The sequence below is a fragment of the Enterobacter sp. 50793107 genome, assembly GCF_001463365.1.
GTDB lineage: Bacteria > Pseudomonadota > Gammaproteobacteria > Enterobacterales > Enterobacteriaceae > Enterobacter > Enterobacter cloacae.
Genome location: NZ_LNII01000075.1, coordinates 146867 through 171250 on the forward strand (window position 1 = coordinate 146867; position 24384 = coordinate 171250).

The following is a 24384-nucleotide window of genomic DNA, read 5'->3' on the forward strand; positions in this document are numbered from 1 at the left end:
TGGGAGAGGGCCAGGGTGAGGGCATCAGGCCGCACGAAAATTACCTCGTCACAGCCTCTTCAACCGGCGGCTTCGCCAGCAGCGCCAGCATCGTATTCGCAATTTCGCGCTCACCCATCACCACCTGATTCGCACCCCGTTCGGTGATGTAATCCACCTCGTCGTCGTAATGGGCGCGGGCAATGATCTCAATCGTTGGGCATTTCTCACGTGCAGTGGCCACAATCTCACCCGCTTCGTAGCCGTTTGGAATGGTCAGCAGCAGCCAGCGGGCGCAGTCCAGATGCGCCAGGTTCATAATTTCTTCGTTCGCCGCATTGCCCAGCACCGCGCGGATACCGCGCTCGCGCAACTCATCGACGCGGGTACGCGAGGTTTCAATCACCACCAGCGGGATCCCCTGCGCCATCAGCTTCTCGCCGAGCAGGCTTCCCACGCGGCCAAAGCCGACCAGCAGGGCGTGGTTGCAAATATCCACCGGGATCTGCTTCTCTTCTTCAATGGCCTCTTCGAGCGTCTGCTCTTCAAGGGTTTCCGTTTTATCGAGATATTTTTCCAGCAGGGCGAACAGCACGGGGTTCAGCATAATCGAGAGGATCGCCCCCGCCAGCACCAGGTTCTGCCCGGCCTGCGGCAGCAGGTTCAGCGCCATCCCCAGACCCGCCAGAATAAAGGCGAACTCACCAATCTGTGCCAGGCTGGCGGCGATGGTAAGAGCGGTACGCGGCGAGTGGCCGAACATTCGCACCAGGAAAAAGGCGGCGACCGACTTACCAAAGATGATAATCGCCAGCGTCCCCAGTACGGCCAACGGCTGCTGAACCAGAATCATCGGATCAAACAGCATCCCGACGGAGACAAAGAACAGCACCGCGAAGGCATCACGCAGGGGGAGGGTGTCGTGCGCCGCTCGGTGGCTCAGTTCGGATTCGTTCAGCACCATCCCGGCGAAGAACGCGCCAAGGGCAAAGGAGACGTCAAAGAGCTCCACTGCGCCAAAGGCAATCCCCAGCGCCAGCGCAAGGACGGAAAGGGTGAACAGTTCACGCGAGCCGGTGGCCGCGCTGCGCGACATGATCCACGGCACCAGACGGCGGCCTACCAGCATCATGATGGCGATAAACGCCACCACTTTTCCGATGGTGATGCTCATATCCAGCGCCAGCGAGGCAAAGCCGAGGGTGTCTTTTTCCATCATTCCGGCGACGGCAGGCAGCAGGACCAGCGTCAGCACCATCACCAGATCTTCAACAATCAGCCAGCCGATTGCGATTTGTCCGCGCTGGCTGTCTATCAGCTGCCTCTCTTCAAGCGCGCGCAGCAGCACCACGGTACTGGCGGTTGAGAGACACAGCCCAAATACGATGCCGGTCATTAACGACCAGCCCAGTACGGCCGAAAGCGCCATGCCCAGCAGCGTCGCCACCCCTATCTGGGCGATCGCTCCCGGTATGGCGATCGACTTTACCGCCATCAGGTCCTTCAGGGAAAAATGCAGCCCCACGCCAAACATCAGCAGAATCACGCCCAGTTCCGCCAGTTCAGGTGCCAGTTTGGTATCCGCAACGAAGCCAGGCGTAAACGGTCCCGCCAGTACCCCGGCTAACAGATAGCCCACAAGAGGGGAAATACGCAGTTTATTGGCAATCATGCCGAGAATAAAAGCGAGCACAAGTCCACCAACAATGGTGGTGATAAGCGGTGTGGCGTGGTGCATTCCGTCTCCTTTCGTTGTGGGTGTTCCATTTTGGTGAAAACCAAAAACCGAGTAATAGTTTATGACAATTTTTACCCTTGTGTTTATGAATAATTGTTGAAATTTGAATAAAACGGCAATATGCCTCAGAAAAGGCAGGTTTTGATAAATTCAGAGAAGGGATGAACAGGAAAGCCTTATGCCATGAGGGCATCAGGCTGCCAAAGTTACACTTTGGCAGCCATGAAATTACGCTTTATGACGATTATCAGGCAGGAATATGGTCAACATCCCCAGAAGTGGCAGGAAAGCGCAGATTTTATAAACCAGGAAGATACTGGTGTGGTCGGCAACCATACCTAACACGGCTGCACCAAGGCCGCCCATGCCGAAGGCGAAACCAAAGAAGAGCCCGGAAACCATACCAATACGCCCCGGTAACAACTCCTGCGCATACACCAGGATAGCCGAGAACGCCGAAGCCAGAATAAAACCAATAATCACCGTTAAAATGCCCGTCCATTCAAGGCTGGCGTAAGGCAAAATAAGGGTAAAGGGAGCAACGCCAAGGATAGAGCCCCAAATAACATATTTACGGCCAATTTTATCCCCGACTGGCCCGCCAATCACCGTCCCTGCCGCGACGGCAAACAGGAAAGCAAACAGGTGGAACTGCGCGTTTTGTACCGATAATCCGAATTTTTGCATCAGGTAAAAGGTGTAATAGCTGCTGATGCTCGCCATATAGAAATATTTCGAGAAAATCAGCACCAGCAGCACGGACACGGCCAGGATAACCTTATTGCGTGGAAGGGGATTGATAACCTTCACTTTTGGTTTGCCTTTGTTTACGCGGTGCTGTGCGGCATACCAGCGGCTGATCTGGGCGAGCACAACGATTGCCAGCAGGGCGGCCAGCACAAACCAGGCGACGTTACCCTTGCCGTACGGCGCGATGATCACTGCCGCCAGCAGCGGGCCGAGGGAACTGCCAAAATTACCGCCCACCTGGAAGAGTGATTGCGCCAGCCCGTGGCGCCCGCCGGAGGCCATACGTGCCACGCGGGAGGACTCCGGATGGAAGACCGACGAGCCGGTTCCCACCAGTGCGGCGGCAAGCAGCACCGCTTCAAAACTGCCCGCCATAGCCAGCAGCACCAGCCCGCTCAGGGTGAAGCACATGCCAATCGGCAGCGACCACGGCATCGGATATTTATCCGTCCAGTAACCGACGATAGGTTGCAGTAGCGAAGAGGCCAGCTGGAAGGTCAGGGTGATCATCCCGATCTGCACGAAGGTTAATGAAAACTCGGATTGCAGCAGCGGGTAAATCGCCAGGATCAGCGACTGGATCATGTCGTTGAGCAGATGGGAGAGGCTAATAGCGCCTAAGACTTTAAATGAGGTGCGCGAGGGTGGCGGCGACGCCGGCGCGCCCGAAACGGGCTGGGTTGATTCACTGATTGCCATAAATACCACGTCGTTAGTGATGAAAAATGCAGGGGGTAATTATTATCCAACTAACATACCTGCCAGCGACATTTGAAGAAAGTCGCAATTATGAAAACTTATTTGTCTATTCTTGTTACTCACTGTAATTTTTGCGTTTGTCTATTGGTCAGGGAGAGAGAAGATGAAGTTAATGAAGCATGGCGTCGCGTTGGCGCTGCTCGCCGCCTGGGGTCTGGCAAGCCTGCCCGCACAGGCGTATGAAAAAGACAAAACGTATAAAATTACGATCCTGCATACCAACGATCACCACGGCCATTTCTGGCGCAGCGAGTACGGCGAATATGGTCTCTCCGCGCAAAAAACGCTGGTGGATGGCATTCGTAAAGAGGTTGCCGCCGAAGGGGGCAGCGTGCTGCTGTTATCGGGGGGCGATATCAATACCGGCGTGCCGGAGTCCGATTTACAGGATGCTGAGCCTGATTTTCGCGGTATGAATTTAATCGGTTACGATGCAATGGCCGTCGGAAACCATGAGTTTGATAACCCGCTGAGCGTGCTGCGCCAGCAGGAAAAATGGTCCAAATTCCCATTCCTCTCCGCCAATATCTATCAGAAAAGCACCGGTGAACGCCTGTTTAAACCGTGGGCGCTGTTTAAGCGTCAGGATCTGAAAATCGCGGTGATTGGCCTCACCACGGACGATACGGCAAAAATTGGCAACCCGGAGTTCTTTACCGATATCGAATTCCGTAAACCGGCAGACGAAGCGAAGCTGGTGATTCAGGAGTTGCAGCAAAACGAAAAACCGGACGTGATCATCGCCACCACCCATATGGGACATTACGACAACGGCGAGCATGGTTCTAACGCACCGGGCGACGTTGAAATGGCGCGCAGCCTCCCTGCGGGCTCGCTGGCAATGATTGTGGGTGGTCACTCACAAGATCCGGTGTGCATGGCCTCGGAGAATAAAAAGCAGGTGGATTATGTTCCGGGCACGCCGTGCGCACCAGACCGTCAGAACGGGATCTGGATTGTGCAGGCGCACGAGTGGGGTAAATACGTTGGCCGTGCCGACTTTGAGTTCCGTAACGGCGAGATGAAACTGGTGCATTATCAGCTCATCCCGGTCAACCTGAAGAAAAAAGTGACCTATCCGGACGGGAAAAGTGAGCGCGTACTCTACACCCCGGAAATCCCCGAGAACCCACAGATGCTCTCTCTCTTAACCCCGTTCCAGAATAAAGGCAAAGCGCAGCTGGACGTGAAAATCGGTACGCTGAACGGGCGTCTGGAAGGGGACCGCAGCAAAGTCCGTTTCGTACAGACCAATATGGGGCACCTGGTGCTGGCGGCACAAATCGCGCGCACCGGCGCTGATTTTGGTGTGATGAGCGGCGGCGGGATCCGTGATTCCATCGAAGGCGGGAATATCACCTATAAAGATGTGCTGAAGGTGCAGCCGTTTGGCAACGTGGTGGTTTATGCCGATATGAGCGGGAAAGAGGTGATTGAGTACCTTACCGCCGTGGCGCAGATGAAGCCGGACTCCGGCGCCTATCCGCAGTTCGCTAACGTCAGCTTTGTGGCCAAAGACGGCAAGCTCAACGATCTCAAAATCAAGGGTGAGCCGGTTGATCCCGCGAAAACCTACCGTCTGGCAACCTTAAGCTTTAACGCCACCGGCGGCGACGGTTATCCGCACATCGATAATAAACCGGGCTATGTGAATACCGGCTTTATTGATGCCGAGGTTCTGAAGCAGTTTATCGAGCAGAATTCACCGATCGACGTGAATGCGTATGAGCCGAAAGGCGAGGTGAGCTGGCAGTAACGTTGTGCGGCCTGATGCCCTCACCCCAACCCTCTCCCACCGGGAGAGGGCGCGAACACAAAAAACGGTAACGTCTGTTACCGTTTTGCTTTTACCTCGCAGCCGCCACCCGGCTTTTTCTTTTAATCCCTGCGCGCAATATCCGCAAACTTCGCATCCAGCATTTTGGCCAGATCGCCTGCGGCCAGTTCAATATCCAGCCCGCGCTTGCCGCCGGAAATATAGATGGTTTCAAATTCCTGCGAAGGGGCGTCAATCAGCGTTGGCAGGCGTTTTTTCTGCCCGAGCGGGCTGATCCCGCCCACCAGATAACCCGTGGTGCGTTGCGCAACCATTGGGTCTGCCATATCTACCTTTTTCGCTCCCAGCGCTTTGGCCACTTTCTTCAGATCCAGTTGACCAGCCACGGGCGTGACCGCGACGGCGAGATGCTTCATATCGCCATTCACGGCCACCAGCAGCGTTTTATAGACCTGGTCGGCGTTCAGCCCCAGTTTGCGCACCACTTCATCACCAAAATTGGTTTCGTTCGGATCGTGATCGTAAGTGTGGATCCGGAAAGAAATTTTGTTTTTTTCGAGTAATTTAACGGCGGGAGTCATAGCTATCCTTCTTACGACAGACAATTCATGCTGACAGCATACGCCTGACGTTTGTCTAAAAAATAGCACCATCTTGCGCAATAGTATTGGCAGTGATGGTCACTTTGAGCGACAATCGGCTCAACCGAAGGTCTCCTTCGGCATAATAAAAACGATGAAATTCCTCTTTGACGGGCCAATAGAAATATTGGCCATTTTTTTATTTCAGCAGCGACGGCAAATTCCCTTCTCCGTACAAATGTAATGCCCCCACCGCAACCACGTAATGCCCGGCAGGTAACGCATGCAGCGTCTGCCGCCATGCCGCATTGCGTGCGTTCATCAGCACATCGTACAGCGATTCACTGAACGTCGACGGCAGCGTTAATTTCCCCTCAGCAGGCGGGGCATCCAGCCACCAGCCAATCATGGTTTGCAGCAGACGGGCGTTGGTATGCCAGTGCGTTAGCGTATCATCAAGAAGAATGAGACCGTCATCAGGCAACTGGCGAAGGAGGGCAATCTGACTATCGGTACCTTCCAGCTCAATGATCGGCAGACGGCGTGCCCGAGCCGCACTCAGCAGCTGGTAATCAATACCGTAATCACCGCGCAGGCCCAGACGCTGCGCCTGCGTCGCCTGCAATATCATGGCAATCTGCCAGAGCGGCAGGGTGTCCAGCATGGAGAGCGATACGCCGGTTTCATCCGCCACGCGCGTCAGTTCGGCGAGCTGAGCCTCGTTCAGACGGTCGGCCAGGGTCAAATCGCTCTCCAGCCCGGCAAAGGGAGACTCGTGGCCTGAAATATCCGCCTCAACCACCAGCGCATCGGCCTGCTTCAGGAGGGATAACAGACCAGAGGGCAGCGGGGACATATCCTGCGTGCCCATATGTATGCTGCCCACCAGGTGCAGATGCTGACCGCCGGGGAGCGAAATATCCATTCCGGGCCAGGTATAACGGCGGGGGAAGAGGGCGCGAAACGATGTTTTTATACGGCGAAACAGACTCATACGCGCTCCATAAACGGAAAGGTTCATGCTAACGCGTGGGGAAGGGCGGCGCAACAGGTGAACGTCGGCACGTTTCGTAAGCCTGATACGCGCAGCGCCATCAGGTAAAAAAGCCGGGTGGCGCTGCGCTTCCCCGGCCTACAACGTATTACGCTTTCGGTTTAAAGCGCAGCAGCCGGTTGGCGTTGCTCACCACGGTAATGGAGGAGAGCGCCATCGCTGCACCTGCGACCACCGGGTTAAGCAGCGTACCGGTCAGGGGCCACAGAATGCCGGCAGCAATCGGGATACCGAGCGAGTTATAGATAAACGCACCCAGCAGGTTCTGCTTCATGTTGCGCAACGTGGCTTTCGAAATCGCCAACGCATCGGCAACACCCATCAGGCTGTGTCGCATCAGTGTGATGGCTGCCGTCTCAATGGCAACGTCGCTCCCGCTTCCCATGGCAATCCCCACCTCTGCCTGTGCCAGCGCCGGCGCATCGTTAATACCGTCGCCAACCATCGCGACCTGGCGCCCCTGTTGTTGCAGCGTTTTAATGGCGTCCGCTTTGCCGTCCGGCAGGACACCGGCAATGACTTCATCGATCCCCGCCTCTCTGGCGATGGCGTTGGCCGTGGTTAGGTTATCCCCGGTTAACATCACCAGGCGGTAGCCCGCGCGGTGCAGTCGTTGTAAGGCATCCACACTGTCCTGACGTAACGGATCGCGCACGGCCAGCAGGGCCGCAATATGACCGTCCACCGCAAGCAGCACAGGGGTTGCGCCCTGTGATGCGTGGGCATTCAGTTCACTTTCCAGCGCTGAAGTTGCTATGCCGTTTTCATTCATCAGGGCCTGGTTACCCAGCAGCAGTGTGTGCCCTTCGGCCTCACCGCTGACGCCTAATCCGCGCAGGGTGCGGAAGTTGTTCACCTGCGGCAGGCTGGCCTCACCGGCTTTCTCAATGATGGCTCGCGCCAGCGGGTGGCTGGAGCCTTGTTCCAGGGCCGCGGCGAGACGCAGCGCGTCAGCCTCCGCGAAGCCTGAGGTATGCACGGCCATGACCTGCGGTTTACCTTCGGTCAGGGTACCGGTTTTATCAAAGACCAGCGTGTCGAGAGTGCTGGCACGTTGCAGGGCGTCGGCATCACGCACCAGCACGCCAAACTCGGCGGCGCGACCCACGCCGGAGATAATCGACATCGGCGTCGCAAGGCCGAGCGCGCAAGGACAGGCGATAATCAGTACCGTGGTGGCGATCACCAGGGTATAGACAATTTGCGGCGCCGGGCCGAAGAAATACCAGATAGCCGCGCTCAGCAGCGCGATGCCCACTACTACCGGCACAAAAATGGCGGAGATTTTATCGGCCAGCTGACCTATTTCAGGCTTACTGCTCTGTGCCTGGCGCACCATGCGGATAATACGGGACAGCGTGGTGTGGCTTCCCACTGCACTGGCGGTGAACAGCACGCTGCCGTCCTGCACCACCGTACCGGCATGCACGCCATCACCCTGTGATTTCTGCTGCGGAATGGGTTCCCCGGTGAGCATCGCTTCGTCAAACCAGGCTTCACCCTGCGTAATGTCTCCGTCCACGGGAACACGGTCACCGGTGGTCAGACGCAGCGTCATACCGGGCTGAACCTCGGCCAGCGGAACGCTTTTTTCTCCGTCGTCAGTGACCACGCGGGCGGTCGGGGGGGTTAAATCCAGCAATCGCTCCAGCGCCTTTGAGGAGCGCTGACGGGCACGGGCTTCCAGCATATGGCCCAGGTTAATCAGGCCGATGATCATCGCGCTCGCTTCATAATAGAGATGGCGGGCTTCCATCGGGAACCACTGTGGCCAGACGTTCACGCTCATGGAGTAGAGCCATGCCGCACCCGTGCCGAGTGCCACCAGCGTATCCATGGTTGCGGTGCGGTTTTTCAGGCTCTTCCAGGCGCTGGAGTAGAAATGTCCGCCTGCAAATACCATTACACCAAGCGTAATAATACCAATGACCAGCCACAGCGTGCGGTTATCGTCGGTGACCATCATGTTGTCACCGATCATGCCCCACACCATCACCGGGATCCCGACCAGCAGCGCAACAATGGCCTGCCAGCGGAAGCGTTTCATGGTGGCGATAGCCGTTTCCTGCTGGCGTTCGCGGTGTTTGGCATCATCTTCGATGGCCTCTGCGCCATAGCCCGCTTTTTCAACGGCCTGCACTAATTCTGCGGCGGAGGCACTGCCCATGACCAGCGCAGTACGCTCCGCAAGATTGACCCGTGCCTGCGCGACTCCGGGTACCGCCTGCAAGGCATTTTGCACCCGGGAGACGCAGCTGGCGCAGCTCATGCCGTTGATCAGCAGTTGTTGGCTGTCATCGATATCATCAGTTGCCGGAAGCTCAGGAGTGGCCGCTGTCAGTGCTTCCGACGGGGATGATGACTCTGCCAGCGGTTTAGCCTTTGGGTGGCTCAGCTCCGCCCCATAACCTGCCTGTTTGATGGTATCAATCAGCGCTTGCGCACTGGCGCTGCCGGTGACGGCGGCGTGATCGATAGTGACGTCAGCGCTTTCGACATCAGGACGCTGTTCCAGACTTTCTTTTACGCGTTTGACACAGTGGCCGCAGGAGAGGCCGTCCAGTGTCAGGTCAATTGTGTGAGACATAACAAAACTCCCGTATAATGAACTGGTCAGTTGTTGACCGGAGTAACGCTTTTCGCTAACTGTTATGAAGGTTAAACCTTCCATCAAGGGGAAGGTCAAGGGGGAAATGTGAATATCAGCGATGTTGCGAAAAAAACCGGATTGACCAGCAAAGCAATCCGCTTTTATGAAGAGAAGGGGCTGGTGACGCCGCCGCTGCGCAGCGAAAATGGCTACCGTAGCTACACGCAACTGCATCTGGACGAGCTGACCTTACTGCGTCAGGCGCGTCAGGTGGGTTTTAACCTTGAAGAGTGCGGTGAGCTGGTGAATCTGTTCAACGATCCAAAACGCCACAGCGCAGATGTAAAAAAACGGACGCTGGAAAAAGTGGCGGAGATTGAACGGCACATTACGGAACTGGAAGCGATGCGCAAGCAGCTGCTGGCGCTGGCGGAATCCTGTCCGGGAGATGACAGCGCCGACTGCCCGATTATCGATAATCTTGCCGGCTGCTGTCATCGTAAGGCGCAGGCTTAGCAGGCTTTCACCCGAAGCGTAATCCCTTCCACCGCGATGACCTCAACCCGCGTCCCGGCGCTGAGGTCATCGTCGGCCACCACCGGCCAGGAGCTATCGCCCACGCGCATATGTCCGCGGCCGTTCACCAGCGCGGTCTCAAGCGTAAAGCGCTGGCCGACGATCTGCTGTCCACGCTGATTGAGATGGGTATCCAGCGGTTTTTGCTCGTTAACCTGACGGTTCAGCCAGCGCCACCACAGCCAGGCGGCCACCAGCGTCAGCACGGCAAACAGCGCGCCCTGCCACGCCCAGTCCAGGGGGAGCAGCCAGACCAGCAGCCCGGTAATCACCGCGGCCACACCGCTCCAGAGCAGATAACCGTTGCCACCAAGCATCTCTGCGGCCAGCAGTAAGCCACCCAGGCTTAGCCAGAAAGCATGAGGATGTGCGACGATCAGCTCAATCATTTTTTGCGCTCGTTTCCGCTGTCTTTGATAAGTTCAGCAATCCCGGCGATGGAGCCCATCAGACTGCTGGCATCCAGCGGCATCATCACCACTTTGCTGTTATTTGCCGAGCCGATCTCTTTCAGCGCATCGGTATATTTTTGCGCGACAAAGTAGTTCACGGCCTGGATGTCACCGGCGGCAATGGCCTCGGATACCATCTGGGTTGCGCGGGCTTCCGCTTCGGCAGAACGTTCACGCGCCTCTGCCTGCAAGAAGGCAGACTGGCGATCCCCTTCCGCTTTCAGAATTTGCGACTGTTTTTCCCCTTCGGCTTTCAGGATCTCCGCCTGACGCACCCCTTCGGCTTCCAGAATATAGGCGCGCTTGGTTCGTTCTGCCTTCATCTGGGCGTTCATCGAAGCGATAAGCTCCGCAGGTGGGCGAACGTCCCGGATTTCAATGCGGGTGACTTTAATGCCCCACGGGTTTGTCGCTTCATCAACAATGTGCAGCAGACGGGTGTTGATGCTGTCACGCTGAGAGAGCATTTCGTCCAGCTCCATAGAGCCGAGTACCGTACGGATGTTGGTCATCGTCAGATTAACAATCGCCAGCTCCAGGTTGCTCACCTCATAGGCGGCTTTGGGCGCATCAATTACCTGAATAAAACAGACGGCATCGATGGTGACGTTGGCGTTATCCTTCGAAATAACTTCCTGCGAGGGGATATCCAACACTTGTTCCATCATGTTGATCTTGCGACCAATTCTGTCCATGAAGGGAACAATCAGGCTCAAACCTGGCTGGAGAGTATTGGTGTAGCGGCCGAAGCGTTCAACGGTCCACTGATATCCCTGCGGGACAATTTTGACCCCGGCGCCCACAATAACCAGCGCAACGAATATAAGGACAGGAACAACGATAAGCATAAAAACCTCCTGTTTTGCATGCTGTTGATGAGTAAAAATGCATGTTTATTGTTCATCAGTATATCGGCTATCGGGCTGAAATTCGCCTCTGAAAATAGGCTGGGAAGGGACAAAGGATTATGCTACAGACGATTTTTACCAGAAGCGGTTAACGGAAGCGGAATGAACGATCAAAAAAACATATTACATCTCAGGGATGTCGGGTTTCGTGTTGGGGGGAATACGATCCTTCAGCACGTCGAATTTTGCCTTTCACCGGGCGAGTTTAAATTAATCACCGGGCCGTCAGGCTGCGGCAAAAGCACGTTGCTGAAAATTGTGGCTTCACTGCTAAGTCCTACGGAGGGAACCGTTCTGTTTGAGGGCCACGATATTGCGACCCTCTCCCCGGAACGCTATCGCCAGCAGGTCTCTTATTGTGTACAGACCCCTTCACTGTTCGGCGAAACGGTCTATGACAACCTGATCTTCCCGTGGCAGATTCGCCAGCAAACGCCGGAGCCGAATAAATTTATCGCTGACCTGGCCCGCTTTGGCCTGGCGCAGGAAACATTGACCAAATCCATTAATGAGCTCTCCGGGGGCGAAAAGCAGCGCGTTTCGCTGATTCGTAACCTGCAGTTTTTACCGAAGGTGCTGCTGCTGGACGAGATCACCAGCGCGCTGGATGAGGCCAACAAGCGCAACGTGAACGATATTATCCATCGCTACGCCAGTGAACAAAATATTGCCGTGCTGTGGGTGACGCACGACGCAAATGAAATTGCCCATGCGGATGATGTCATCACGCTGCAGCCGCAGGGTGGGAAATGGCAGGAGGCAAACCATGGGTGAGCATAATATCACCAACGCATCGCTGGCGTTTTCGATGGTGCTGGTACTGGTGGCGATTTTAGTGAGCTACCGGGAAAAGCTGGGGCTGGAGAAAGATATTCTCTGGAGCATCTGCCGCGCGGTGATTCAGCTCATCATCGTTGGCTATGTGCTGAAGTACATCTTTAACGTCAACCACGCGGTGCTGACGCTGCTGATGGTGCTGTTTATCTGCTTCAACGCAGCGTGGAATGCGCAGAAGCGCAGCAAATATATCGATAAGGCGTTTGTCTCGTCATTTATTGCCATTACGACCGGGACCGCGCTGACGCTGGCGGTGCTGGTGCTATCTGGCTCTATTGAGTTTACGCCGATGCAGGTGATCCCCATCTCCGGGATGATCGCCGGGAACGCCATGGTGGCGGTAGGGCTGTGCTACAACAACCTTGGCCAGCGCTTCAGCAGTGAGCAACAGAAGCTGCAGGAGAAGTTAAGCCTGGGGGCAACGCCAAAAGTGGCGTCGGCGCGGCTGATTCGTGAGAGTATCCGCGCGTCGCTGATCCCTACGGTGGATTCGGCGAAAACGGTGGGGCTGGTGAGTCTGCCGGGGATGATGTCAGGGCTGATCTTCGCTGGCATTGATCCGGTGAAAGCGATCAAATATCAGATCATGGTGACCTTTATGCTGCTCTCCACGGCGAGCCTGTCGACCATCATTGCCTGTTATCTGACGTATAGGAAGTTCTACAACGCGCGCCACCAGCTGGTGGTCACACAGCTAAAAAAAGCGGATTAAGCCTGTTTGTGTAGGCCCGGTAAGCGTGAGCGCCACCGGGCATTTTTTTAGTAGAGCAGCGCGTACAGCTGACGACGGTACTTCGAGGCCAGCGCATCGCCGGTACCCAGCGCGGCCAGGATCTCCTGGAACATTTTCCGCGCCTGACCGTCTGCGGCAGCCAGATCGTTTTGCAGGTGGCTGAACAGCAGTTCCAGGGCCTCTTCATTTCGACCCACCTGATGCAGCTGGAGTGCCAGCTGGCTTGCCAGCGCTGCGTCGGCCGGGTTATCGGCAACCTGCTGCTGGAGTTGCTGGATTTCCGGGGTATCCGCCGCCTGTTTCAGCAGATCAATTTGCGCCACCAGGCCCTGATAGCGGGTGTCCTGATCCTGCAACGGGATCGTTTTTAGCACGGCTTCAGCATCTTCTGAGCGGTGCAGGGCAATCTGCGTTTCAGCCAGCAGCAGGCCAATCTGGCTGTTCTGCTTAGAGAGCTGCCAGGCGTCTTTCAACAGCGGCAGGGCTTCGTCGTATTTACCTTCCTGCATCAGCGCCATGGCTTCCTGCGCTTTTAGCTCCTCCTCACGCGGCAGCACTTTATCCAGCAGGGCGCGGATCGCCTCTTCAGGCTGCGGTCCCTGGAAGCCATCAACAGGCTGTCCATTCTGGAAAAGATAGACCGTGGGGATGGCGCGCAGGCCAAACTGTGAGGCCACCATGGGTTCTGCATCACAGTCCAGTTTGGCGAGAATAAACTGGCCATTGTATTGTGCGGCAAGGCTTTCGAGGACCGGCGTCAGCTGCAGACAGTGTTGGCTGCGTTCAGACCAGAAGTAGAACAGTACCGGTTTAACCATCGACTGTTCGAGGACCTGTTGCAGGTTTGCTTCAGTAATATTGACGATATTCTGTACGGACATGCGGCATTCTCTTTTATCGGTTTGTTATTTACATGGGGGTGAGCGTCGTCGCTTCAACTCAACCGTGTAAAATTTTGTCCATCATCCGGCCCGGCAGCAGACGTTTTAACCAGCCTACGGCATGGGTGACCAGCGTTACCGGATAGCGCATTTTTGGGTTATCGCTCTCAAAAGCATGGCGCACTTTCGCGACAACCGCTTCCGGCCCAAGAGTAAAACGTGCGGCGATGCCGGGGTTTTCGACCGGTTTGTCCGCCTGCGTCTGGTTGACGTTATCCGTAAAACGGGTGCGGATGGGGCCGGGTTCAATCAGGCTCACCTTAATCCCGCTGTGACGCAACTCCATGCGCAGGGCGTCCGACCATGCTTCCAGCGCATATTTGCTGGCGGCATACGCGCCGCGGCCGGGGGTAGAAATCAGCCCCATGACCGAGGAGGTCATCACGATACGCCCTTCACCGTGAGGCAGCATCGCCGGAAGCAGGCGCATGGTGAGCTGATGCACACCGAAAAAGTTGCTGGAAAACTGTTGTTCAAGCTGTTCGCGGGAGATCGTATTCAGCGGGCCATAGAGACCGTAACCGGCATTATTGAACAGACCGTACAGACGGTTGCCGGTAAGGGCGATCACCTCATCTGCGGCGCGTTCAACGCTTTCCGGTGAGTCCAGATCCAGCAACACGCTGGTGAACCCCATCCCGTTGAGGCGTTCCACATCGTCAGGTTTACGGCAGGCCGCCAGCACCTGAAATCCCTGACGCTTTAATTCGAGCGCGCTTTCAAGACCAATTCCGCTGGAACATCCTGTAATTAAGACCGATTTTTGCATAACTTTACCTGTCAGGATCTCCGCTTAATCAGGAGTCATGGTTAACTAAAGGAGCCAGCCGCGTTGCCATCCAGTCGGCAATAAACGGCTGTGCATCGCGATTGGGGTGGATCCCGTCATCCTGCATCCAGTTGGGTTTGAGATAGACCTCTTCCATGAAAAATGGCAGCAGCGGAATATCAAACTCGTTGGCAAGCTTAGGGTAGATCGCGCTAAAGGCTTCATTATACCGACGACCGTAGTTGGCGGGCAGGCGAATTTGCATCAGCAGCGGCTGTGCGTTCGCCGCTTTAATGTCCTTCAGGATGGTGCGCAGGGTTTGTTCCGTTTGCTGAGGCTGGAAGCCACGCAATCCGTCGTTACCGCCCAGCTCCACCAGTACCCATCGCGGTTGATGCTGTTTGAGCAAAGCCGGCAGACGCGACAAGCCCTGCTGCGAGGTATCACCGCTGATGCTGGCGTTGATAACAGACGTTTTGCTCTGCCATTTTTCGTTGAGCAGAGCCGGCCAGGCCGCACTGGCCGCCATACGATAGCCTGCGCTGAGGCTGTCGCCGAGAACCAGTAACGTGTCCGCTGCCGCCGCGCGGAAAGTCATCAGAATCAAAAACAGGAAGGGCAAATGCCAGCGGAAAACATTGTTGAAGTTCATCGTCTTAAGAAGTCCGTCGGTCAGGGGGAACACGAGCTTTCCATCCTCACCGGAGTTGAACTCGTTGTCAAACCTGCCGAAACCATTGCGCTGATTGGCGAATCCGGTTCCGGTAAGTCCACGCTGCTGGCTATTCTGGCCGGACTGGACGACGGCAGCAGCGGCGAGGTTAACCTGGTCGGACAGCCGCTGCATCAGCTTGATGAAGAGGCGCGTGCCGCGCTACGTGCCCGTCACATCGGCTTTGTGTTTCAGTCCTTCATGCTGATCCCCACCCTGAACGCGCTGGAAAATGTTGAATTGCCCGCGCTGCTGCGCGGAGAAAGCAGCCGTGAAAGCCGCGATCATGCGAAGGCATTGCTGGAACAGCTGGGGCTGGGGAAACGCCTTGACCATCTTCCGGCGCAGCTTTCCGGTGGAGAGCAGCAACGCGTGGCGCTGGCCCGCGCATTTAATGGTCGCCCGGAGGTGCTGTTTGCCGATGAACCCACCGGGAACCTGGACCGTAAAACCGGAGACAAAATTGCCGATCTGCTGTTCTCGCTCAACCGGGAACATGGCACCACGCTGATTCTGGTCACGCACGATCCGCAGTTGGCCGCCCGCTGCGATCGCCGCCTGCGGCTGGTCAACGGTGAATTGCAGGAGGAAGCATGATTGCCCGCTGGTTCTGGCGCGAGTGGCGCTCGCCTTCGCTGCTGATCGTCTGGCTGGCGTTAAGCCTGGCGGTGGCCTGCGTGCTGGCGCTGGGCAGCGTCAGCGATCGCATGGAGAAAGGGCTTAGCCAGCAAAGCCGCGAATTTATGGCGGGCGACAGGGCGCTGCAAAGCTCGCGTGCCGTCCCGCCGGGCTGGATCGACGAAGCGCGCAAGCGGGGGCTCAAGGTCGGGGAGCAGATAAGCTTCCAGACCATGACCTTTGCCGGTGACACGCCGCAGCTGGCCAGTGTCAAAGCCGTGGATGATATCTACCCGATGTACGGTGAACTGCAGACCAGCCCGCCAGGCGTCAAGCCGAAACCCGGTACGGTGCTGCTGGCACCGCGACTGATGGCGCTGCTGAACCTGAAAACAGGTGACAGCATCGACGTGGGGGACGCGACGCTGACCATTGCCGGGGAGGTGGTTCAGGAACCCGATTCCGGCTTCAACCCGTTCCAGCTCGCCCCACGCTTGCTGATGAACACCGCAGACGTGGCGAAAACCAACGCCGTCCAGCCGGGGAGCCGTGTCACCTGGCGCTATAAGTTTGGCGGCACGCCTGCGCAGCTGGAGGCGTATGAAAAATGGCTTCTGCCGCAGTTAAAACCGGAGCACCGCTGGTACGGGCTTGAGCAGGATGAGGGCGCGCTCGGCAAGTCTCTTGAACGCTCTCAGCAGTTTCTGCTGCTCTCGGCGCTGTTAACCCTGCTGCTGGCCGTCGCGGCGGTAGCCGTGGCGATGGGACACTACTGCCGCAGCCGTTACGATCTGGTGGCGATCCTCAAAACTCTTGGCGCGGGCAGGGCGCAATTGCGGAGGCTGATTGTCGGCCAGTGGCTGATGGTGCTGACGCTGTCGGCCATCACCGGTGGGGCGACAGGTCTGCTGTTTGAAAAGCTGCTGATGATGCTCCTGAAACCGGTACTGCCTGCCGCGCTGCCGCCAGCAAGCCTCTGGCCGTGGCTGTGGGCGATTGGCGCGATGACCGTGATTTCATTGCTGGTGGGATTGCGCCCGTACCGGCTCCTGCTCGCCACCCAGCCGCTGCGCGTGCTGCGCCGCGATGTGGTGGCCAGCGTCTGGCCGCTTAAATACTACCTGCCGGTGATGATAGCCGTGGTGATCGGGCTCCTTGCCTGGCTGATGGGCGGGAGTACCCTGCTGTGGGCCGTGTTGGTCGGGGCGGTGGTTCTGGCGCTGCTGTGTGGCATGCTGGGCTGGATGTTGCTCACTGTTCTGAAAAGGATGACGATTAACTCCCTTCCCGTGCGGCTGGCGGTGAACCGTCTGCTGCATCAGCCGTGGTCAACGCTGAGCCAGCTTTCGGCGTTTTCGCTCTCGTTTATGCTGCTGGCGCTTTTGCTGGTGCTGCGCGGCGATCTGCTGGATCGCTGGCAACAGCAGCTTCCGCCGGAAAGCCCGAACTATTTTCTGATCAATATTGCTCCAGAACAGGTGACGCCACTGAAGGGTTTTCTCTCTGAGCATCACATTATTCCCGAGTCGTTCTATCCGATCGTGCGTGCGCGCCTGACGCAGATCAACGGTCAGTCGACGGAGGGAAATAAAGATGAGTCGCTCAACCGTGAGCTAAACCTGACCTGGCAGGAGAAGCGCCCGGATCACAATCCGATCACCGCCGGAAGCTGGCCGCCAAAGGCCGGGGAAGTGTCGATGGAAGAGGGGCTGGCAAAGCGTCTGAATGTGAAGCTGGGAGATAGCGTGACCTTTACCGGCGACACGCAGGATTTCAGCGCCAGAGTGACCAGCCTGCGCAAAGTGGACTGGGAAAGCCTGCGGCCAAACTTCTTCTTTATCTTCCCTGTCGGGGCGCTGGACGGACAGCCGCAGAGCTGGCTCACCAGCTTCCGCTGGGAAAACGGCAACGGCATGTTGACGCAGCTTAACCGGGAATTCCCGACGGTCAGCCTGCTGGATATTGGCGCGATACTGAAACAGGTCGGTCAGGTGCTGGAGCAGGTCAGCCGCGCGCTGGAGGTGATGGTGGTACTGGTGACGATTTGCGGCGTGCTGTTGCTGCTGGCACAGGTGCAGGTTGGCATGCGTCAGCGTCATCAGGAGCTGGTGGTCTACCGTACGCTGGGAGCCGGCAAGCGCCTGCTGAGGGCTACGCTGTGGAGCGAGTTCGCCCTGCTGGGGCTGGTGGCAGGCCTGGTGGCCGCCATTGGCGCAGAGGCGGCGCTGGCAGTGCTGCAGTCGAAAGTCTTCGACTTCCCGTGGGAGCCAGACTGGCGCCTGTGGCTGACGCTGCCGGTGTGCGGTGCGCTTTTGCTTTCACTTTGCGGCGGCTGGCTTGGAACGCGGCTGTTAAAAGGCAAGGCATTGTTCCGCCAGTTTGTCAGTTAGTTCACAGACGTGATGGTTGCGTACCGGTTTAAATGCTGGTGCGCAGCCCGTTAACAGCACAAATCGATAATACCCACTCATTTAGTAGCACAAAACATTAAAAACCCGCCCACACAGCCCGATTATTTCCAGTTAATATTCACACGCTAAATATTTAGCAGCGTGTCTATTAAGGAAAAATAATGACTATAAAAACAACCGCGCTGGCGACAGCTATTGGCGCAGCAGTGGCATTAACCTCCTTCGCATCTCAGGCGGAAATCACGGTTCTTAAGCAAGATCCTCAGGCGGGTAACCCGCTGAGCCGTCTGAACTTTACCGTTGGCGGCAGTATTCGTCCTCAGTTCCAGAACATGACGGGCGACGACGGTAAAAACAGCTACAAACGTAACGGTTTCGACGGCGGCACCCGTTTCCGTTTTGCGGCAGATTACTATCTGTTCGACGACATCAGCTGGATCAGCTACTACGAACTGGGTGTGAATATCCCTGCCCAGTTCAACTGGGATCATCATTATGCTGAAGGTGCTCACGACACCACGCGCCGTATGCTCTACACCGGCCTGAAGAGCGACACCTGGGGTACGCTGACCTTCGGTCAACAGAACAGCGTGTACTATGATGTGGTGGGCGTGAAAACCGATATCTGGGACTACGACATGATCGGTCAGGCACCAGGTAACGGTATCAACGGCGACTACGATGGCTCTTATCGTTCACGCAATATGCTGAAATATAAGAAAACCGTTGGCGATGCTGATATCTACGCCTCTTACCTGTTTGAAGACAGCGAATACCTGCCGGGCAACGGTCTGCGCTACAAGCGTAAAGGCGGCGGTTCCCTGGGTATCGATTACCACCTGACCACCGATCTGACCTGGGGCGCGGCATGGAACTACACCCGTGCAGATATGCGTAACCCGGACAACGGCGACAGCAAAACCTATGACCAGAACATCCTCGGTACCGCGCTCAGCTGGACACCGGATAACTGGACCTTCTCTGCTGGCGGCGGCTGGTACCAGAACTTCCTGACCACCAAAAAAGTGTCTGTTAACGACTACTTTGCCGGTGACGCATGGGGTATCGAATACTTCGCAGGGTACAAATTCCCAATCAATCAGTATGCGGTTAAATCCATCCAGCCATACTTCATGGGTGACCGTATTGAGTACGTGAACGGCCGTAACTACCAGCGCATCGACAACGGTGTAGGTATCAGCTTCCAGCTGGACTACGGTTTCCGTGTGGATTACGAACACGTGTTCACCTCCAGCACCGACAACCTGGGCGATATGAACCTGGTGCGTCTGCGTTACGACTTCTAACCCTCACCCTGAAAGGGAGAGGGAATTGCACATGTAGGCCGGGTAAGGCGTAGCCGCCACCCGGCTTTCTTTCAGCGATCAAGCCAGTCAGCGACCTCGCCATACGTCCCGCGATATACAATCTTCTCCGCTTTCTTCTCCAGCTGATAGCCGTACATCGGGTCGTAATAATCTCTGAGCAGCGGCGCAAGCCAGCTAAAGTGTGCGTCAGTGCTGCCAGAGCGTTGTTGTTCCAGCAGTGCGGAATCTAACAGCGCGGTGAATTCCGCATAACGCTGCAGCCCCAGACGGCGGCGAATGGCGAACAGACCGTGGTGCAGGTACTCGCTATACTCCTTCCAGCCTGCCTCTTCGCCGTAGGCGGCAGAAAAATCGGCCCACATATGGTCGAAATACTCTTCGCGCAGGCGCTCAAGACGAATGTCAAACGGATCCTCTACCACCACGATAGGGGCTTCGGCCATCCGGTCGCGCAGGCATTCCGGCAGATGGTTAGAGCCAATCATCCTGCCCTCATCCTCCAGCACCCAACGTGCGGCATCTTTTTTCAACAGCTCGACGGCCAGATGATTTTCAAAGCTTGCCTGGGAAAGCTGTGGCGTCAGCGTGCGGCCAAACGACGAGCCGCGATGGTGCGCCAGCCCTTCCAGATCGATCCCCTGCGCGTGCTGCTTCACCAGCAACGTTTTACCGTTTCCGGTACAGCCGCCGATAAGCACCATCGGTTTTTGTGACTGCTCAATAGTGACCTGAATCGCCGTCTGACGCAGGGCTTTATAGCCGCCGCGGATCAGCGGGTAATCCACGCCCGCCTCTTTCAGCCAGGCCTGCGTGATATGCGAGCGCTGTCCGCCGCGCGCACAGCAGATAAAGCCCTCAGGTCGGGCAAGACAGGCTTCGCGCCAGGCGTTGATCCGGGCCTCCCGCGTGTCGCCGTTCACCAGACTATGGCCGAGCGCCAGCGCAGCGTCGGGCCCCTGGCGTTTGTAGCAGGTCCCCACGGCGGCGCGTTCGTCGTCGTTCATTAAAGGCAGGTTGATTGCCGCAGGCATCGCACCCTGCGCAAATTCGATCGGCGCGCGAACGTCAATCAAAGGGGTATCGGACGCGAGTATCGCGCGATAATCCGTTCCATCGTTCATGGTTATTCCAGAAATCAAAACAGCAATGGAGGGGGATTTTACGCGCGTGAGGAGAGGCCGGGGAAGGGGAAGATCAACTCCCCGGCAATTATCGCTTATTTGAGCTTTGATTGCGCCCAGACAATCCCGCTTGCGTATTCCGGCGGCAGGAGAGGGATCATCGCTTCCAGGGTAGCGCTCAGGCGGCCTGCGTCGCTGTCGTTCAGGTTCAGGTGACCCACTTTACGCCCCGGACGAACCTCTTTGTCGTACCAGTGCAGGTGCACCAGCGGCAGCTTCAGCCAGTCGTAGTTCAGATCGGTACCGATCAGGTTGATCATCACTGAAGGGCTATTAACCACCGGCTGCGGCAGCGGCAGGTTAGTAATGGCGCGCAGGTGCAGCTCAAACTGGCTGATTGATGCGCCGTTTTGCGTCCAGTGACCGCTGTTGTGAACGCGCGGTGCCAGTTCGTTGATCAGCAGACCAGACGGCGTTACAAAACACTCCATCGCCATCACGCCCACATAACCCAGTTCATGCATAATGGCCGAGAGCATCTCTTCAGCCTGGGCCTGCTGTTCAGCATTGGCCTGCGGGAAGGCGACGCTGGTGCGTAAGATCCCGTCCTGATGCAGGTTATGGGTCAGAGGATAAAATACGGTACGCCCGTCGTGGCCGCGAGCGCCAACCAGCGACACTTCACCGCTGAAATTGATGCCCTGCTCAACGATGCACTCTCCGTAGCACTCTTCCGGCAGTTCGGCGGTTTCGTGCGCGCGCAAACGCCACTGTCCGCGGCCGTCATAACCGCCGACGCGACGCTTTACAATCGCCAGTTCGCCCAGCATTGCGAAGACATCGTTCCACTCGCTTTTATCAGACAGCAACTGCCACGGCGCGGTGGCCAGTCCGAGCTTGTCGAACAGCTGTTTTTGCGTCAGACGGTCAGCAATGATTGGGAACACGTCGCGGTTCACAAAAGCGTTATGGCGCGCCAGTTCACGGGTCAGCGCGGTTTCCGGCCAGCGTTCAATCTCAGCGGTAATGACGCTCTGGTGGAACGGCACGGCTTCGGGTTCGGCATCCAGACCGACCGGCCAGACGGCAATACCCAGCGGTTCACCGGCCTGGCGCAGCATGCGGCCTAACTGACCGTTACCGAGGACGCAAACCTGCTTCATGCCGCACCCCGCGGGTCCGGGTTGTCCAGCACTTCGTCGGTCTGGGCTTTACGCCAGTCCGCCAGACGCTGATGTAAAGCTTTATCGTGCGTCGCCAGGATCTGCGCCGCCAGCAGAGCCGCGTTTGCCGCGCCCGCTTTGCCGATGGCCAGCGTACCCACAGGAATGCCACGCGGCATCTGCACGATGGAGTAAAGGCTGTCGACACCGCTCAGTGCGGCGCTCTGCACCGGAACACCCAGTACCGGCACCAGCGTTTTGGCGGCAATCATGCCCGGCAGATGAGCTGCACCACCCGCACCGGCAATGATCACCTCGTAACCATTCTCTTGCGCGCTTTCGGCAAAGCTGAACAGTTTATCCGGCGTGCGGTGTGCGGAAACCACTTCAACATGGTGAGGAACATTCAGGATTTCAAAGATTTCGGCGGCGAACTGCATGGTAGCCCAGTCGCTTTTGGACCCCATCACGATGGCGACACGCGCCGGATTATTGCGGGAAGACATGCGTCTTAAAACTCCTGTGGTGCGAAACACACTGCTTTCGAGGGCACAGAGAATAGCATGTAATACGGGCAAGGAAAACGGTTGCGCGGTTAAAAACCGAGCCGTTGTGGTGCGCAGGGAATAACAAAACAGACCGCATTCAGGCGGTCTGTTTTGAGAGGTTACTGAAGATCCCCTGCGGTCAGGTTCTCTTTGTCGAATGCGTGGCTGACATCAATATGATTCACCATGCTGGTGTCGATATTCGAGCCGGCTTCCGGTACACAGAAGCCATTCTCTGCTGCCATCGCGCCAGTGGACAGTCCAGCGACCAGCAGCAGGGCACTTACGATGCTGATTTTTTTCATTCTCTTTCCTTCCTCATCGTCTTGTCGCTGTCGCGGATCTACTGGCGGCACGGCAAACGGCGATCTTATTTAGTCAGTTCTGCAGTCATGTGCACGCGGTTATTGAACTGTGCGCTGGTGATTTTGTAAGACGCGCCCTGTTCAGCAGCCTGAGCGGCAATTTTCGCTTCTGCACGATCCAGAGTTGAGGCTGTCGCGCTAACGCTTTGTGCGAAAGAACCGAAAGAGATCAGAGACAGAGCGGCAACTGCAACGAAAGTTTTGATAGATTTCATGGTCGTAATCCTTAAGTGTTTTGTTTGGGATAGGGCGTGTTGCCCTGATGTGATAAATGATAGGCCGACCACGGGCTGATTAAAATCGAAACAATTTGCCGATATCGTTCAAAAAAATAGAATGAGTTTTGCGGGAGAGATTAAAACGGGAAAGCGATCAGTTCCACACCTTCAGGCGTGACTTTCACCATCGATCCTTCGCTGTGCCACGCGCCCAGTACCACACGGTGAGCCGGTTCGCCGTTGGCGACCAACGTATGCACGTCGGGACGGTGGGTATGACCGTGGATCAACCACTGGACGTGGTGTTTCTCCATCATGTTGACCACTGCCTGCGGGTTGACGTCCATGATAGTCATCGACTTACTGCTGTTGGCGGCTTTACTGCCCGCGCGCATTCTGGCGGCGATACGGTTACGGATAAACAGCGGCAGGGCAAGGAACACCTTTTGGATCCACGGGGTGTGGACCTTCGCGCGAAACGCCTGATAGCCGGTATCGTCCGTACAGAGCGTGTCACCGTGCATGATCAGGACTTTTCGACCATAGAGGTCAAGCACCTGTTCTTCTGGCAGCAGCGTCATGCCGCTTTCCCGGGCGTAGCGAGGGCCTACCAGAAAATCGCGGTTGCCGTGAATGAAGTAGCAGGGAACGCCGGAGGTGACCAGCGCGTGAATGGCGGCAGCCATTTTACGGTGCAGCGGGTTGGGGTCGTCGTCGCCGATCCAGGCTTCAAACAGGTCGCCAAGGATGTAAAGCGCGTCGGCGTGTCTGGCTTCACCCGCTAAAAAACGCAGAAAACCGGCGGTGATCGCCGGTTCTTCTGTTTGCAGGTGCAAATCTGCAATAAAGAGTGTCGCCACGAATTACTCGCTGACGGTCACGCTGGTAATCACAACGTCTTCTTTTGGAACGTCCTGATGCATGCCGCTGCGGCCGGTGGAAACGGCTTTGATCTTGTCGACCACGTCCATGCCTTCAACCACTTCTGCGAATACGCAGTAGCCCCAACCCTGCAGGCTTTCGCCGGAGAAGTTCAGGAAGTCGTTGTCAGCCACGTTGATGAAGAACTGCGCGGTGGCAGAGTGAGGTGCCTGAGTACGCGCCATCGCCAGCGTGCCGCGGGTGTTTTTCAGGCCGTTATTGGCTTCGTTTTTGATCGCTTCTTTTGTTTCTTTCTGCTTCATACCCGGTTCAAAACCGCCGCCCTGGATCATAAAGCCGTTGATCACACGGTGGAAAATGGTGTTGTTGTAGAAACCTTCGCGGCAGTAGTCCAGGAAGTTTTTAACTGTTTCAGGCGCTTTGTCATCAAAGGTTTTGATTACGATATCGCCATGATTAGTGTGGAAAGTAACCATTTTTGCATCCTGTTCCGTTATTGTGGTACGTCGACCCGCGTTCGGGTCAGATATAGGGGCCTGTTATAGCATAACCACAGGATGCGATCACCTTGCAT

General features: G+C 56.6%; 24 protein-coding genes. 7 read left to right on the forward strand and 17 right to left on the reverse strand.

What is annotated here, in order from left to right:
- Positions 1 to 40 precede the first annotated feature (40 nt).
- Complete coding sequence (ybaL, locus tag APU11_RS11070; RefSeq protein WP_029882633.1) at positions 41 to 1717, reverse strand: YbaL family putative K(+) efflux transporter; 1677 nt, start codon at positions 1715 to 1717, stop codon at positions 41 to 43.
- Positions 1718 to 1945: 228 nt separating this feature from the next.
- Positions 1946 to 3166 (reverse strand): MFS transporter, encoded by a 1221-nt coding sequence (locus APU11_RS11075; RefSeq protein WP_013095903.1) that lies wholly within the window; start codon positions 3164 to 3166, stop codon positions 1946 to 1948.
- A gap of 163 nt (positions 3167 to 3329) precedes the next feature.
- Here APU11_RS11075 and ushA point away from each other — a divergent pair, with 163 nt between their 5' ends.
- The gene (gene ushA / locus APU11_RS11080; RefSeq protein ID WP_013095904.1) at positions 3330 to 4982 is read left to right on the forward strand and encodes a bifunctional UDP-sugar hydrolase/5'-nucleotidase UshA; all 1653 of its coding nucleotides are present in this window, start codon (positions 3330 to 3332) and stop codon (positions 4980 to 4982) included.
- 122 nt (positions 4983 to 5104) lie between these two features.
- On the opposite strand, the gene ybaK is transcribed toward ushA, so the two are convergent.
- The 3 genes from ybaK to copA all read right to left on the reverse strand — a co-directional run bounded on the left by ybaK (position 5105) and on the right by copA (position 9225).
- Positions 5105 to 5584 (reverse strand): Cys-tRNA(Pro)/Cys-tRNA(Cys) deacylase YbaK, encoded by a 480-nt coding sequence (gene ybaK, locus APU11_RS11085; protein ID WP_010428207.1) that lies wholly within the window; start codon positions 5582 to 5584, stop codon positions 5105 to 5107.
- 199 nt (positions 5585 to 5783) lie between these two features.
- Positions 5784 to 6578, reverse strand: coding sequence for a TraB/GumN family protein (locus APU11_RS11090; RefSeq protein WP_058651638.1), 795 nt, complete (start codon positions 6576 to 6578; stop codon positions 5784 to 5786).
- Positions 6579 to 6726: 148 nt separating this feature from the next.
- Complete coding sequence (gene copA / locus APU11_RS11095; RefSeq protein ID WP_058651708.1) at positions 6727 to 9225, reverse strand: copper-exporting P-type ATPase CopA; 2499 nt, start codon at positions 9223 to 9225, stop codon at positions 6727 to 6729.
- 108 nt (positions 9226 to 9333) lie between these two features.
- On the opposite strand from copA, the gene cueR reads away from it, so the two are divergent.
- Complete coding sequence (gene cueR / locus APU11_RS11100) at positions 9334 to 9744, forward strand: Cu(I)-responsive transcriptional regulator (RefSeq protein ID WP_013095907.1); 411 nt, start codon at positions 9334 to 9336, stop codon at positions 9742 to 9744.
- Here the strand turns inward: cueR and APU11_RS11105 are convergent.
- Both APU11_RS11105 and APU11_RS11110 read right to left on the reverse strand, forming a co-directional pair.
- The gene (locus tag APU11_RS11105; RefSeq protein ID WP_020685017.1) at positions 9741 to 10193 is read right to left on the reverse strand and encodes an NfeD family protein; all 453 of its coding nucleotides are present in this window, start codon (positions 10191 to 10193) and stop codon (positions 9741 to 9743) included. The genes cueR and APU11_RS11105 overlap by 4 nt on opposite strands.
- Positions 10190 to 11104, reverse strand: coding sequence for an SPFH domain-containing protein (locus APU11_RS11110; protein ID WP_008499312.1), 915 nt, complete (start codon positions 11102 to 11104; stop codon positions 10190 to 10192). Before APU11_RS11110 ends, APU11_RS11105 begins: the two co-directional genes overlap by 4 nt.
- Before the next feature lie 162 nt (positions 11105 to 11266).
- On the opposite strand from APU11_RS11110, the gene fetA reads away from it, so the two are divergent.
- The gene (gene fetA / locus APU11_RS11115) at positions 11267 to 11938 is read left to right on the forward strand and encodes an iron ABC transporter ATP-binding protein FetA (RefSeq protein ID WP_013095909.1); all 672 of its coding nucleotides are present in this window, start codon (positions 11267 to 11269) and stop codon (positions 11936 to 11938) included.
- Positions 11931 to 12713, forward strand: a complete 783-nt coding sequence (gene fetB, locus APU11_RS11120) for an iron export ABC transporter permease subunit FetB (RefSeq protein WP_020685020.1) — start codon at positions 11931 to 11933, stop codon at positions 12711 to 12713. Before fetA ends, fetB begins: the two co-directional genes overlap by 8 nt.
- A gap of 47 nt (positions 12714 to 12760) precedes the next feature.
- On the opposite strand, the gene APU11_RS11125 is transcribed toward fetB, so the two are convergent.
- The 3 genes from APU11_RS11125 to tesA are packed head-to-tail and all read right to left on the reverse strand — an operon-like array spanning position 12761 to position 15096.
- Positions 12761 to 13615: a co-chaperone YbbN gene (locus APU11_RS11125; RefSeq protein ID WP_013095911.1), complete on the reverse strand. Its 855-nt coding sequence runs from the start codon at positions 13613 to 13615 to the stop codon at positions 12761 to 12763.
- 58 nt (positions 13616 to 13673) lie between these two features.
- Positions 13674 to 14444 carry an SDR family oxidoreductase gene (locus tag APU11_RS11130; protein WP_013095912.1) on the reverse strand — a complete coding sequence of 257 codons (771 nt, stop codon included), beginning with the start codon at positions 14442 to 14444 and terminating at the stop codon, positions 13674 to 13676.
- Between the two features lie 28 nt (positions 14445 to 14472).
- Positions 14473 to 15096, reverse strand: coding sequence for a multifunctional acyl-CoA thioesterase I/protease I/lysophospholipase L1 (tesA, locus tag APU11_RS11135; RefSeq protein ID WP_013095913.1), 624 nt, complete (start codon positions 15094 to 15096; stop codon positions 14473 to 14475).
- On the opposite strand from tesA, the gene ybbA reads away from it, so the two are divergent.
- The 3 genes from ybbA to APU11_RS11150 all read left to right on the forward strand — a co-directional run bounded on the left by ybbA (position 15067) and on the right by APU11_RS11150 (position 19492).
- Positions 15067 to 15753: a putative ABC transporter ATP-binding protein YbbA gene (gene ybbA, locus APU11_RS11140; RefSeq protein WP_013095914.1), complete on the forward strand. Its 687-nt coding sequence runs from the start codon at positions 15067 to 15069 to the stop codon at positions 15751 to 15753. The two genes, tesA and ybbA, sit on opposite strands and share 30 nt — an antisense overlap.
- Complete coding sequence (gene ybbP, locus APU11_RS11145) at positions 15750 to 18164, forward strand: putative ABC transporter permease subunit YbbP (RefSeq protein WP_058651671.1); 2415 nt, start codon at positions 15750 to 15752, stop codon at positions 18162 to 18164. The genes ybbA and ybbP overlap by 4 nt, the downstream gene beginning before the upstream one ends.
- Before the next feature lie 182 nt (positions 18165 to 18346).
- Complete coding sequence (locus APU11_RS11150) at positions 18347 to 19492, forward strand: porin (RefSeq protein ID WP_013095916.1); 1146 nt, start codon at positions 18347 to 18349, stop codon at positions 19490 to 19492.
- A 71-nt stretch (positions 19493 to 19563) separates the two neighbouring features.
- Here the strand turns inward: APU11_RS11150 and mnmH are convergent, their stop codons facing one another.
- The 7 genes from mnmH to ppiB form a co-directional block, all read right to left on the reverse strand.
- Positions 19564 to 20634 carry a tRNA 2-selenouridine(34) synthase MnmH gene (gene mnmH, locus APU11_RS11155; RefSeq protein WP_020685023.1) on the reverse strand — a complete coding sequence of 357 codons (1071 nt, stop codon included), beginning with the start codon at positions 20632 to 20634 and terminating at the stop codon, positions 19564 to 19566.
- A 95-nt stretch (positions 20635 to 20729) separates the two neighbouring features.
- Complete coding sequence (gene purK / locus APU11_RS11160) at positions 20730 to 21797, reverse strand: 5-(carboxyamino)imidazole ribonucleotide synthase (protein ID WP_038982821.1); 1068 nt, start codon at positions 21795 to 21797, stop codon at positions 20730 to 20732.
- Positions 21794 to 22303: a 5-(carboxyamino)imidazole ribonucleotide mutase gene (gene purE / locus APU11_RS11165; protein WP_013095919.1), complete on the reverse strand. Its 510-nt coding sequence runs from the start codon at positions 22301 to 22303 to the stop codon at positions 21794 to 21796. The genes purK and purE overlap by 4 nt, the downstream gene beginning before the upstream one ends.
- Positions 22304 to 22464: 161 nt before the next feature.
- Positions 22465 to 22650: a hypothetical protein gene (locus tag APU11_RS11170; protein ID WP_013095920.1), complete on the reverse strand. Its 186-nt coding sequence runs from the start codon at positions 22648 to 22650 to the stop codon at positions 22465 to 22467.
- 65 nt (positions 22651 to 22715) lie between these two features.
- Positions 22716 to 22925, reverse strand: coding sequence for a YdgH/BhsA/McbA-like domain containing protein (locus tag APU11_RS11175; protein WP_013095921.1), 210 nt, complete (start codon positions 22923 to 22925; stop codon positions 22716 to 22718).
- 140 nt (positions 22926 to 23065) lie between these two features.
- A complete protein-coding gene (gene lpxH / locus APU11_RS11180) occupies positions 23066 to 23788 on the reverse strand; it encodes a UDP-2,3-diacylglucosamine diphosphatase (RefSeq protein WP_058651672.1) in 723 nt (240 codons plus the stop codon).
- Positions 23789 to 23791: 3 nt separating this feature from the next.
- Complete coding sequence (gene ppiB / locus APU11_RS11185) at positions 23792 to 24286, reverse strand: peptidylprolyl isomerase B (RefSeq protein WP_020685026.1); 495 nt, start codon at positions 24284 to 24286, stop codon at positions 23792 to 23794.
- Between the last annotated feature and the right edge of the window lie 98 nt (positions 24287 to 24384).